12 protein-coding genes are annotated in these 11,972 nt (G+C 69.9%); 3 read left to right on the top strand and 9 right to left on the bottom strand.

Annotated features, from left to right (window positions below):
- Positions 1 to 11 precede the first annotated feature (11 nt).
- Positions 12 to 308 (bottom strand): hypothetical protein, encoded by a 297-nt coding sequence (locus AC16DP_RS15250; protein ID WP_329733039.1) that lies wholly within the window; start codon positions 306 to 308, stop codon positions 12 to 14.
- Positions 309 to 374: 66 nt separating this feature from the next.
- Between AC16DP_RS15250 and AC16DP_RS15255 the strand changes: the two genes are divergently transcribed.
- Together AC16DP_RS15255 and AC16DP_RS15260 are read left to right on the top strand one after the other, a co-directional pair.
- On the top strand, positions 375 to 686 hold the full coding sequence (locus AC16DP_RS15255) for a type 2 periplasmic-binding domain-containing protein (RefSeq protein WP_329733040.1): 312 nt from the start codon (positions 375 to 377) through the stop codon (positions 684 to 686).
- A complete protein-coding gene (locus tag AC16DP_RS15260; RefSeq protein WP_329733041.1) occupies positions 683 to 1,081 on the top strand; it encodes a hypothetical protein in 399 nt (132 codons plus the stop codon). The genes AC16DP_RS15255 and AC16DP_RS15260 overlap by 4 nt, the downstream gene beginning before the upstream one ends.
- A 14-nt stretch (positions 1,082 to 1,095) precedes the next feature.
- On the opposite strand, the gene AC16DP_RS15265 is transcribed toward AC16DP_RS15260, so the two are convergent.
- The 5 genes from AC16DP_RS15265 to AC16DP_RS15285 are packed head-to-tail and all read right to left on the bottom strand — an operon-like array spanning position 1,096 to position 8,523.
- Positions 1,096 to 2,709, bottom strand: coding sequence for an AMP-binding protein (locus AC16DP_RS15265; protein ID WP_329733042.1), 1,614 nt, complete (start codon positions 2,707 to 2,709; stop codon positions 1,096 to 1,098).
- On the bottom strand, positions 2,706 to 4,718 hold the full coding sequence (locus tag AC16DP_RS15270; RefSeq protein WP_329733043.1) for an acetyl/propionyl/methylcrotonyl-CoA carboxylase subunit alpha: 2,013 nt from the start codon (positions 4,716 to 4,718) through the stop codon (positions 2,706 to 2,708). The genes AC16DP_RS15265 and AC16DP_RS15270 overlap by 4 nt, the downstream gene beginning before the upstream one ends.
- An 11-nt stretch (positions 4,719 to 4,729) precedes the next feature.
- A complete protein-coding gene (locus AC16DP_RS15275; protein ID WP_329733044.1) occupies positions 4,730 to 6,346 on the bottom strand; it encodes an acyl-CoA carboxylase subunit beta in 1,617 nt (538 codons plus the stop codon).
- 1 nt (position 6,347) lies between these two features.
- On the bottom strand, positions 6,348 to 6,794 hold the full coding sequence (locus tag AC16DP_RS15280; RefSeq protein WP_329733045.1) for an acyl-CoA dehydrogenase family protein: 447 nt from the start codon (positions 6,792 to 6,794) through the stop codon (positions 6,348 to 6,350).
- 34 nt (positions 6,795 to 6,828) lie between these two features.
- Positions 6,829 to 8,523, bottom strand: a complete 1,695-nt coding sequence (locus tag AC16DP_RS15285; RefSeq protein ID WP_329733046.1) for an acyclic terpene utilization AtuA family protein — start codon at positions 8,521 to 8,523, stop codon at positions 6,829 to 6,831.
- A gap of 97 nt (positions 8,524 to 8,620) precedes the next feature.
- Between AC16DP_RS15285 and AC16DP_RS15290 the strand changes: the two genes are divergently transcribed.
- Positions 8,621 to 9,253 carry a TetR/AcrR family transcriptional regulator gene (locus AC16DP_RS15290; protein WP_329733047.1) on the top strand — a complete coding sequence of 211 codons (633 nt, stop codon included), beginning with the start codon at positions 8,621 to 8,623 and terminating at the stop codon, positions 9,251 to 9,253.
- Here AC16DP_RS15290 and AC16DP_RS15295 read toward each other — a convergent pair whose 3' ends face one another.
- The 3 genes from AC16DP_RS15295 to AC16DP_RS15305 form a co-directional block, all read right to left on the bottom strand.
- Complete coding sequence (locus AC16DP_RS15295) at positions 9,254 to 10,609, bottom strand: glycoside hydrolase family 16 protein (protein WP_329733048.1); 1,356 nt, start codon at positions 10,607 to 10,609, stop codon at positions 9,254 to 9,256. It lies immediately after the preceding gene.
- A gap of 302 nt (positions 10,610 to 10,911) precedes the next feature.
- Entirely contained in the window at positions 10,912 to 11,697 is a 786-nt protein-coding gene (locus AC16DP_RS15300; protein ID WP_329733049.1) for a trypsin-like serine peptidase, read from the bottom strand.
- 3 nt (positions 11,698 to 11,700) lie between these two features.
- The coding region (locus AC16DP_RS15305) for a M57 family metalloprotease (RefSeq protein WP_483956733.1) at positions 11,701 to 11,972 on the bottom strand (272 nt) is incomplete at its 5' end.

An 11,972-nucleotide genomic window follows, 5' to 3' on the forward strand; every position in this document is an offset into this window, starting at 1 on the left:
TCGTCTTCCTGTTATCCGGCTGGCGCCGGGGGCACGCCAATGCACGGCGGCACCCCGGCGTCGCCGGTGCCGAAGAGCTCCACGAAGGCCCGGCCATCGTGCGCGGGCAGGATGAGCAGCTCCGGATCCCGCGCGTGGAGCTGCACCAGCTTCGCCACCTCCGCCTGGGTGCGCGCGGAGTCTTCGTCGGTGAGCTGCCGCATCAGCCAGGACTTCCCCACGTTCCGCTCGATGGACTCCCTCATGTTGATGAGGTCCCCCACGTGCACGAAGCGCTGGGTGGGAGACACGTTCACGAACGTCGCCACGCTGCCCGGGGGCCACGCGGCGGCACCGAGGGGAGCTTCGAGCGCAAGACGAAGCTCCGCCGCAACGTGGTGCTCTTCACCCCGCACTACCTCGTGGCGCCCTGGGTGCTGGCGAGCACCGGCCTCATCGTCGCGCTGCCGGAGCGGGTGGCACGGCGCTTCGCCGAGGCCTTCCCGCTCACCGTGGTGCCGGTGGAGCGCCCCCACGAGCCGCTGCGCGTGCAGCAGCTCTGGCATCCGCATCGGCAACAGGAGCCCGCGCACCGCTGGCTGCGGGAACAGGTCCTCGCCGCCGCGCGCGCGTCCCCCGTGTCTACAGCTCCTTCGATGGACGAGGCTTGTACAGGGACACCGTCTGCCGCATCTTCCCCTCCATGAGCGACAGGCAGGTCTTCCAGGACGAGTACTTCACCGTGCTCGTCGATGAGCGGATGGGAATCGTCCGCACCGTTCGCAGTGACAAGCCGTTCGACTCAATCGCGGAGCTCGAGGGCGTCTTCGGGCGGCTTGGCACGGCGTTGGATGCGCTGGGCCGCTCGCGCTATGGGCTCCTCGCCGATCTGCGGTCCGTCCCTGGCCGGAACGACCCCGAGTTCGAAACCACCATGGAGCGTCTCCGCCCCCTGTGGGTCGGTGGCTTCCGGAAGGTCGGCGTGCTCGTGCGCAGCAGCGTGGGCGTGATGCAGATCCAGCGACATGCCCGGCGCGACGGCTTCCAGCGGCTGATCTCCAGGGACGAGGACGAGCTGCTGAACTACCTTACCCAGGACTGACGGGATCTTCCGGCCTACGCCGCCCCGCTCGCCTCCCCATAGTGCCGCTCGTACTGTTTCCGGAGCACGAACTTCTGCGCCTTGCCGGTGGACGTCAGCGGCATGGCCGGGAGCAGCACGATGGACTTCGGCACCTCGAACCCACCGAGGTGCTGGCGGCAGTGGGTGAGGATGTCCGCCTCGGCCGCGGAGGCGCCGGGCTTGAGCACGACGAAGCCGGTGACCGCCTCGGACCAGCGTGGGTGCGGCAGGCCCACGACCGCGACCTGCAGGACCGCGGGGTGACGCAGGAGGACCTCCTCGACCTTGATGGACGGGACGTTCTCGCCGCCGGTCTTGATCATGTCCTTCTTGCGGTCCACGAACAGGAGCTGGCCGTCGGCGTCGAACATGCCGAGGTCCCCAGTGTGGTGCCAGCCGAACGCGCGCGCCCGCGCGGTCGCCTCCGGGTCCTTGTAGTAGCCGAGCATCACGTTCGGCCCGCGATGGACGATCTCTCCCACCTCGCCGCGCCCGAGCAGCCGGCCCTCGTCGTCCATGATGGCCGTCTCGTTCGTCACGACCGAGTCGCCCCAGTATGAACCGAACCGCTTGAGCTGCTGCTCCGGCTTGAACATGGTCGTCGCCGGGTACATCTCCGTCTGCCCCGACGCGAGCGCGAAGCCTCCCGGGCAGAACTTCTCGATGAGCTCCACGAGCAGCGTGCGCGCCATGGGCGCCATGACGTAGAGGCACAGGCGCAGGCTGGACAGCTTCGTCGTGGGACGCGCCGGGTGCGCGAGCATCGCGCCGTACATGATGGGCAGGCCCAGCAGCATCGTGATGCTCCGCTGCTCGACGGTCGCGAGCATCGCGCCCGGCTCGAAGACGCGCCGTACGACGACAGTGGCGCCAGCGAGCAGGAACGTCATCGAGACGGCGTGCTGCGCGCAGTGGAACATCGGGAGCACGCAGAGGGTCGAGTCGCTCGGCCGGAGCTCGAGCTCGAACAGGTTTCCGCTGAGCGCCGCGTGCACCGACGCGTGCGAGTGCATGACCCCCTTCTGCTGGCCGGTGGTGCCGCTCGTGTACATGATCTGCGCGAGCTGGCCGCTCTCGATGTCCACGTCCGGGAGGGTGCCGTGCTGCCCCTTCAGCGTGTCGAGGAAGGCGGTCGTGTTCCCGCCCGGTGAGGCCTGCCCCTCGGGGACGCAGACGATGAGGCGGGTGCCGAGCGCGTCGAGCATCGCCCGCAACTCCGGCTTCGCGAGGAACTCGGCGTCGATGACGGCGTGGGTCGCCTCGGCATGCTCGAGGATGTAGCGGATGGCATCCACGGCGAGGCCGGTGTTGATGGGCACCCAGACGAGGCCCGCCTTGTAGATGCCGATGGACGCGGTGACCATCTGCGCGGAGTTGCCGCAGATCATGGCGACGCGCGCGCCCCGGGGAAGGCCCTGCGCGAGCAGGTAGTGCGCGAACGCGTTCGAACGCCGGTCGAGCTCCGCGTAGGAGAGCTCGAGCTCCCCGTCGACGAGCGCCGTCTTCTCCGGCCAGCGCAGGGCCGACCGGTGGATGATGTCTCCCAGCGAGAAGCGGCTGATGCGCCCGTACAGCGCTTCCTGGTTCGCTGCCGTTGCTTCACTCATGCTTCCCCCTTTTGCTCGGGCGAGACGACCGCCACGACGTGGCGTGCCGGTACCTGCGCCCCGACCGTGACGTTCACCGCCGAGACGACGCCGTCGATGGGCGCGACGAGCGACGACTCCATCTTCATCGCCTCGAGCACCACCAGCACGTCGCCCCGCGCCACGGTCGCGCCGACCTCGGTGTTCACGCGGATGATGCGGCCGTCCATCGGCGCGCGCAGACGGCCGTCGCTGGCACGCTCGCGCTCGGAGGGGGGGCGGAAGGAGACGTCGCGGAGGTGGCGCGTGACGCCGTCGAGCGAGCACCACAGGGCTCCCCCCGCGCGCCGGTACCGGACCGCGCGGCGCCTTCCCGCCACTTCGATCTCGGCGTGCTCGGCGGCAATGGAGCGCAGGGAGAGCGCGACACGGGAGTCGCCGACGTGAACCTCGTACCGCGCCGGAGCGACGGGGCGGACCGATGCGCGGAACTCCGAGGCCCCATCATTCAGGACGATCGGCACCGGCAGGGCGCAGGAGCTGCTCCAGCCGGCGAGCGTCGTGTCGAAGCCTCCCCGCCCGGCGAGCGCCATCGCGTCGTCATGGAAGAGCAGGGCGGCCAGGATGGCCTGGTCCTCGGCGGACGCCTGCCCGAGCGCACACAGCGTCTCCGGAGGCGTGTGCGCGGCGACGAAGCCCGTGTCGTACCGGCCGGAGCGGAACGCCTCGTGCGCGAGGACGTGCTGGAGGAAGGTGCCGTTCGTCGTGACGCCGAACGCCGTCAGCTCCCGCAGTGCCGCGGCCAGCCGCTCGCGAGCCGTTTCCCGGTCCGGCCCGTGCGCGATGAGCTTGGCCTGCATGGAGTCATAGAACGGCGTGATGTCCTGGCCCTCGCGCACACCGTGGTCCACGCGGACGCCCTCGCCGGCCGGTGGCACCCACGCGAGGAGCCGTCCCGTCTGGGGGAGGAAGCCGTGGGCCGGGTCCTCCGCGCACAGCCGCACCTCGATGGCATGTCCGCGGAAGGTGACCTCCGGCTGCGTCAGCGGGAGCGGCTCGCCGTCGGCCACACGCAGCTGCCACTCGACCAGGTCGAGCCCCGTCACGAGCTCCGTCACCGGGTGCTCGACCTGCAGGCGCGTGTTCATCTCCATGAAGAAGAAGTTTCCGTTGGGCGCGAGGAGGAACTCGATGGTGCCCGCGCCGCGATAGCCGATGGCGCGGACCGCCTGTACCGCCACGGCCCCCATGCGCTCGCGAAGCACCGGTGTGACGGCGGGGGACGGGCTCTCCTCGACGACCTTCTGGTGCCGCCGCTGGATGGAGCAGTCGCGCTCGCCGAGGTGCACCGCGTTCCCGTGCTCGTCCGCGAAGACCTGCACCTCGACGTGACGCGCGCCTTCGATGGCTCGCTCGAGGATGAGCTCGCCGCTGCCGAAGGCGTTCTCCGCCTCCGAGCGCGCGGAGCGGATGGCGTCGAGCAGCGCACCGGGCTCGCGGACGAGGCGCATGCCGCGCCCACCACCGCCCGCCGCCGCCTTCACCATGAGGGGGAACCCGATGCGCTTGCCCTCGCGGACCAGGGCCTCGTCGTCGAGCGACTCGCCGGGACGGGCCGCCTCGTAGCCGGGGATGCACGGCACGTCGGCGGCCTGCATGCGCAGCTTCGCCTGCCGCTTGTTTCCCATCAGCTCGATGGCGTCCGCCGGAGGCCCGATGAACACCAGGCCGGCCTTCGTGCACGCGCGCGCGAAGTCCTCGTTCTCCGAGAGGAAGCCGTACCCGGGATGGATGGCGTTGGCGCCGGACGCCGCCGCCGCCGCGAGCACCCGCTCGATGGAGAGGTACGACTCCTTGGCGGGCGCCGGCCCCAGACGCACCGCCTCGTCGGCGAGCCGTACGTGAGGCGCGTCCTGGTCCGCGTCCGAGAAGACGGCGACCGTGCGCAGGCCGAGGCGGCGGCAGGTCCGCAGCACCCGCACCGCGATCTCGCCCCGGTTCGCCACCAGCACCTTGTGAATGCGCTTCATGGTTCCCCTCCCTACAACCGGGCGACGCCGAAGGTGTTGGGTGAGAGCGTGCGGCGCTCGGCCTCGTCGCATGTGGCCAGGATGAACCCGAGCACCCGCCGTGTATCCCGCGGGTCGATGACGCCGTCGTCGAACAGCCGCGCGCTGCAGTGGAAGGCATCCGACTCGCGGTCGAACTGCTCGATGAGCGGCTGCGACATCCAGGCCAGCGCCGCCTCGTCAACGGGCTGTCCGGCGCGCCGGGCCTTCTCGGCGGAGACGATGGACAGCACCTTCGCCGCCTGCTCGCCGCCCATCACCGCCGTGCGCGCGTTCGGCCAGGCGAAGATGAAGCGCGGATGGAAAGCGCGGCCACACATGCCGTAGTTGCCCGCGCCGAAGGAGCCTCCGAGCAGGATCGTCACCTGGGGCACGGTCGCGTTGGCCACGGCCTGCAGCATCTTCGCGCCGTGCTTCACGATGCCGCCCTGCTCCGACTGGGTGCCCACCATGTAGCCCGTCGTGTTCTGCAGGTAGACGATGGGCGTACGCGCCTGGGAGCAGAGCTGGATGAACTGCCCCGCCTTCGTCGCGCCCCTGGGCGTGATGGGCCCGTTGTTGCCGATGATGCCAATCGACCGGCCCTCGAGGCGCGCCCAGCCGCAGACGGTGAGCGCGTCGTAGTCGTCCTTGAAGGGTGTGAAGTCCGAGCCATCCACGAGCCGGGCGATCACCTCGCGGCAGTCGTAGGGCCGGCGGTAGTCGACGGGCACCACGCCACACAATTCCTCCGCCGCGTAGCGGGGCGGCTCGAAGGCGGAGCGCGAGGACGGCGGCAAGGCATCGTTCCACCCGAGCGACGCGATGATCTCCCGCGCGATGCGGATGCCATCGGCGTCATCCTCGGCGAGATGGTCCGCGGTGCCGGCGAGGGTGGCGTGCATCTCGGCGCCGCCGAGCTCCTCGTCCGTGGCGACCTCGCCCGTGGCCGCGCGCAGCAGGGGAGGGCCGGCGAGGAACACCTTCGCCTTCCCGCGGACCATGACGACGTAGTCGGAGAGCCCCGGAATGTACGCGCCGCCAGCGGTGCTCGAGCCATGGACGACGGTGACCTGGGGGATGCCCGCCGCCGACAGCTTCGCCTGGTTGTAGAAGGTCTCCCCGCCCGGGATGAAGATCTCCTGCTGGTAGAGCAGGTTCGCGCCGCCGCTCTCGACGAGCGACACGACGGGCAGCCGGTTCTCGCGGGCGATCTCCTGCGCGCGCAGTACTTTCTGGGTTCCCCACGGCGTCGCGGTGCCGCCCTTGATGGCGGAGTTGGTCACGTTCACGAGGCAGCGCACGCCCGAGACGAAGCCGATGCCGATGAGGATGTTGCCGCCCGCCAGCGAGCCGTCGGTGTCGTCGTGGTGCTTGTAGCCGCAGAGCGTCGAGAGCTCGAGGAAGGGGGAGCCCCGGTCGAGCAGCAGCGCCAGGCGCTCGCGCGGCAGGAGCTGTCCGCGCTGCTGGAACTTCTCGCGGGCCTGCTGCTCGGTGTCACGCGACTTCTGCTCGATGGCGCGCAGCTCGGCGACGCGGGCGAGCATCTCCTTGCGCTGCGTGGTGAAGACAGAGGAGTCCTTTTCGATGCGGGAGACGAGCGTGGGCACGTCACTTCTCCTTCGGCTTGCGGGGCAGGGTGCCCATTGCCTTGCTGATGATTCCGAGCATCACCTCGTCGGCTCCGCCGCCGATGGAGCCGAGGCGCAGGTCCCGGTAGGCGCGTGCGACGGGGTTGTCCCAGGTGAAGCCCATGCCGCCCCAGTACTGGAGGCACCCATCGGCGAGCTCTCGGGCGAGGCGCCCCGACTTGAGCTTGCACATCGAGGCGAGGAGCTCCTCGGCGAAGGCGACCGAGAACGACGCGTCGAGCCCGAGCCCTCCGAACTCCGCCGGCTTCGTGATGCCGAGCAGCCCGAGCTCACCCAGCTTCCGGAACACCTCTCGCGCCGGGAAGATCTCCGCGGCCTCCCAGGCGTCGATGTGCGGGTTGAGCTCCTGTTCGACGAACTTGCGGACGGTCTGGCGGATGGCGCGGTGTTCCTGGGTCTGCTGCATGGGCTTCCTCGGTGACGCGGGAGCGTGCGAAGGGTCAGAGAAGCTGTTCCGGCACCTCGACGTGGCGCGCACGCAGCCACTCGCCGAGCGCCTTGGCCTGCGGGTCGAAGCGGGTGGACGAAGAGACGCCCTCACCGAGGAGGCCCTCGATGACGAAGTTCAAGGCGCGCAGGTTCGGAAGCACGTGCCGGTGGATCCGGAGCTCGCGCGTCTCCGGCAGCAGCGCGCGCAGCCGCTCCTCCGTGAGGGTGTGCACGAGCCAGCGCCACGCCTCCTCGGTGCGGACCCACACGCCGATGTTCGCGTCCCCGCCCTTGTCCCCACTGCGGGCCAGCGCCACCCGGCCGAGCGGCGCGCTCCGGCCAGGCCCCGGTGGCAGCGGGGCTGGCAGTTCCGGCGCTGGAACCGCTTCGAGCCCGAGCGTCTCCTCCGGCGGCGCCACGTCGATGCGCGTCCCATCCGGGAGCACCGCGACGTGCGGCACCTTCCGGGCATCGACCCAGGCCGGCGTGTAGACGCCGAAGGGCGAGGCGTCGCCGGGCAGCGCGCTCATGAAGAAGCCGGGGTAGCTGGCCAGCGCGAGCTCCACCGCGGCGCTGCTGAAATGGCGTCCGACGATCTTCGAATCGGCATCCTTCACGCTGACGCGCAGTGTCGCCGAGGCCTGCTCCTCGCTCGGTGCGTCGGGGTGGTCGGTGCGCGCGAGGGTGTAGATGACCTCGGCCGGCCGCGGGTCGAGCGCCGCATCGAACTGCGCCCGCACGAGCGCGGCCTTCTCCTCGATGTCGAGGCCGACGAGCACGAAGCTGGCCTCGTTGCGGAACCCGCCGAGCCGGTTCAGGCACACCTTCACGTCCGGAGGAGGCGGTTCGCCGCGGATGCCCGACAGGCGGACCCGGTCGGTGCCAGCGGCCTCGAGCGAGAGGGTGTCGAAGCGGGCGGTGGCGTCGGGGCCGGCGTAGCGGGGGCTGGCGATCTCGTAGACGAGCTGGGCCTTCACGGTATCGACGGTGACGGCGCCGCCGGTGCCCGGGTGCTTGGTGATGATGCTCGAGCCGTCCGCGAAGATCTCCGCGAGCGGGAAGCCGGGTCGGCGCGCGTCGAGCTCGCCGAAGAACGCGAAGTTGCCACCGGTCGCCTGGGCGCCGCACTCGAGCACGTGGCCGGCGGCCATGGCGCCCGCGAGGCGGTCCCAGTCGTGGCGCTTCCAGCCGAAGTAGGAGGCGGCGGGACCGACGACGAGCGAGGCGTCGGTCACCCGGCCCGTGACGACGATGTCCGCCCCCGCGTCGAGGCACGCCGCGATGCCCCAGCCCCCGAGGTACGCGTTCGCCGTGAGGGGCTGGCCGAAGCCGAGCTCGTCCGCGCGTCCGACGAGGTCATCGCCTTCGACGTGCGCGATGCGGACGGACAGGCCGAGCTTCGTGGCGAGCGCGCGCAGGTCGTTGGCGAGCCCCGCCGGGTTGAGGCCGCCCGCGTTCGCGACGATGCGGACCTTCTTCTCCAGGGCGAGGCCGAGCGTCTCCTCGAGCTGGCGCAGGAACGTCCGGGCGTACCCGCCCGCCGGGTTCTTCAGCCGGTCGCGGCCGAGGATGAGGAGCGTCAGCTCGGCCAGGTAGTCGCCCGTGAGGACGTCGAGCGGACCGCCCTCCAGCATCTCCCGGAACGCGGAGAAGCGGTCGCCGTAGAAGCCAGATGCATTGCCGATGCGCAGCGATCGCGCGTCCATCGCACCTCCCGTGACGGTGAGGGGCGAGTCTGTCCCCCCCATCCGGAAAAAAGCAAGCGTGATTGCTTTTTTTCAGGGGTTGAAACAGGGTAGGGGCATGCGCGGTACGGCGATCGGTGCGACGAGACAGGAGCAGGAGCGCAGCCGTGTGACGCGGCAGAAGCTGATGACGGCCGCCATCGAGGTGCTCGTGGAGCAGGGCTGGGCGGGGGCGACGACGGGCGCCATCGCCGAACGGGCAGGGGTGTCACGGGGCGCCTGTCAGCACCACTTCCCGACCCGGGCGGCCCTCGTCGCGGCCGCGGTCGAGCATGTCTCCCACCAGCAGGTCGAGGAGATCGCTCGGCGCGCGAAGAGCCTGCCGCAGAGCCGGCGGCGCATCGAGCCGCTGCTGAACCTGCTCTATGACATCTACGCCGGCCCGCTCTTCACGGCCGCGACGCATCTGTGGGTGGCCGCCGTGGCCGACCCGGAACTGAAGGCGCTGCTGCTGCCGCTCGAGACGCACGTGGGCCGGGAGGTGCACCGGCTCACCGTCGAGCTGCTCGGCCTCGAGGAGCGTGACAGCGAGGTCCGGGACGCCGTGCGCGCGACCCTGGACCTCCTCCGCGGCCTGGCGCTCGCGAACCTGCTCCACGACGACACCGCGCGGCGCCGCAAGGTGCTCGCCCACTGGGCGCGTACACTCGAGACGCAACTCACACCGCCGCGCGAGACACGGGCGGACTGATTACAAGCGGATCAGCTCCACGTCATCCATGTGGATGTAGTTGCCCGAGTTGCCCACGCTGGCGCGGGTGTGGAAGCCCAGCTCGAGGTAGCCGCCGGAGACATAGATGGCGGGCGTCTCCACCAGCGTCCAGTTCCCGTAGGTGCCCAGGTCCGTGTAGACGGGCGCGCACGAGCCGCACGTCTTCGCCTGGAGCCGCGCGAGGTCGAAGCCGCCTCCCTTGCGCACCCACGCGCGGACCTTGTAGTTGCCCGTCGCGAGCCCGGAGCGGGGCTGGTACGTCCACACCTCGAAGGGCGAGGCGTTGTTCCAGTGCGTCAGGTGGTACGCGCCCGAGTGGCCGCCGTTGTACGTCTCGGAGAAGTCCGCGGCCTCGGTGCCGTTGGGGCTCCAGGTGGTCCAGCCCGTCATCCCCGACTCGAAGCCCGGGTTGGTGAGCGACACGCTCGTGGAGCTACCCGGCTGGTACCAGCGCACCCACTCCACCTCCATCGTCTTCTTCGTGCCCGCGGGCAGCGCGATGCTGGCGGGGCTCGGGTTGCCGTACCAGTTCCCGCCGATCGCCAGGTTCAGGATGAGGTAGTGCGGCTGCTGGAACTCGGTCTCGTTGTGGTAGTAGGTGGCGCCCACGAACTGGCCGTCCAGCCGGAACACCATGCTGCTGGCCGTCCACTCCAGCTCGTAGGTGTGGAAGGAGTCGGCCAGGTTGTAGCCGCCGCTCTGGCCCGTGCCCCAGTCCGCCTGCCCGCCGTTGTACCAGTGCGTGGCGGACTTCATCCACGTGGGCTCATTGGAGTGCCACTCCAGGATGTCGATCTCCCCGCTGCTCGGCCACCCGACGGTGGAGACGTTGCCGCCCAGCGTCCAGAAGGCCGGCCACATGCCGTAGCCCGAGGGAATCTTGATGCTGGCGGCGATCTTCCCGTACCGCCGCTCCACCTTGCCCTTGGTGTGCAGGCGGCCGGAGTAGAACGAGCGCGGGCCATAGCCCGTGCACCGCGAGTCCACCGGGTTGTCGCTGGTGCGCTCCGCGGTGATGACGAGCTTGCCGCCGCCCACCGTGACGTTCTGCGCGCGGGGGTACTCCAGCTCGCCCGTACCGAAGTTGCAGTTGTTGGTGACGGGGTCCCAGTTGCTCGTCAGCACGGTCCAGTTGGCGCCGTTGAGGGCCGTGCCGTCGAACTCGTCCTGCCAGACGAGGTTCCAGCCCGCGCCCGGGTTGTAGGCCAGCTCGGCCTGCTCGTGGTTGCCGAGCTCACCCTGCTCGGCGAGCTCGGAAGGATCCATCGCGCACCCCTGCAGGGCGGCGAGACAGCACGTGGCGAGGAAACGGAACTGCAGCTTGCGAGGATTCATGGGGGCCCTCCTGGGGTCAGACAAGGGAGAAGCGAGGCGTGCACGGATTCCATGTGAAAAATGGAAAACGGGCCATCGCGGACTTTATCCATTGTCCGAAGAATGACAAGAAGGCGAGCGGAGAATTCGAGCGACGCGACGCGGCACCGGGCCGCGGGCGAGCGCGGCTATGGGGTGGGTGCCAACCCGGCGGGGTGCAGGGGCAGTTCCAGCGTGAAGGTGGCTCCGTGTCCTGCTCCGTCGCTGTGGACGGTGAGCGAGCCGCCCATCTCCTGGGCCGCGCTGACAACCTTCTCCGGCGCTCAGCGCTCGGCGATGTCGGCGCTCTCCAGGTACGGAGACGCCTCGACAATGGCCGCCGCGGTCCAGCCCCGGTTCGAGCCGCGGCCCTTCTCGTCACAATCGCCGTCGGTGTGGATGCCCAGCAGGTAGCCCTGACGGGTGAGCACGCCAGCGCCGGAGCTCCCCACCAGGGTGTCCAGGTCCACGTAGTAGAGCTGCTGATCACACGCGTCCAGGTACCTGCCTTCGGCGATGGCCTTGGGCTTGCCCCGGGGATGCTGGATGATCGCCAACCGATCGCTGGCCTGGGTCGTCAGCAGGACCGGCGTCACCGCGGGAAGCACCTCCGGCACGATGAGCGCATAGTCGGGTCCGAGCGATTGCTCGATGACCCTGCCCTTGGTCACCCACTGCTCACCGTCGGGATTGTCCTCGTGGTTGAAGACCAGCACCGACCAGTCTCCGAGCCCGACACAGTGGCCCGCGGTGAGCACCACCGGTCCCGCGCTCGCTTCGATCAACGTTCCGGTGCAGCGCCCGTCGATCAGCACGACCGCGTCTTCCGCGTCCTGGACGTTGGCGAACTCGCCCTGGTAGCTGTTGATGGGGGTGAAATCGGCGGTCGGGCCGCACTGCGAAAGACTGCTTACTGAAAGACTGCTCACCTCCGGCCGCCTGGCATTGCCGCAGACCAGAGGATCCGCGGGCACCGGCTCTCCACAGGCCGTGAGGCCCAGGAGGACGGTGCCCGCGAGGAGCGGACCCCACAGCGTCATCATGGATGGGCTATGGGGCCGCCGTGTCATGTCTCAGTACAGGTAGTTCAGCGCGGTGATGTCGGAGCTGGTCCACTCGCCGGTCTCGGTGGAGCGGAAGCAGGCGTTCATGATGGAGCCGCCCACCACGGCCGTGCTCGGGGTGCCGGGGATGAGCACCGCGCCCACGCCCGCGTCACCCTCGTTGCCGCCGCTGCCGCAGCTGATGGCGCGGTTGTAGTAGTCCGAGTGACGGAAGCCGATCGCGTGGCCGAGCTCGTGGGTGATGACGTGCTCGTTCACGTCCACGCTGTAGGTGTTCAGGC

This window comes from Archangium sp., from assembly GCF_057119385.1.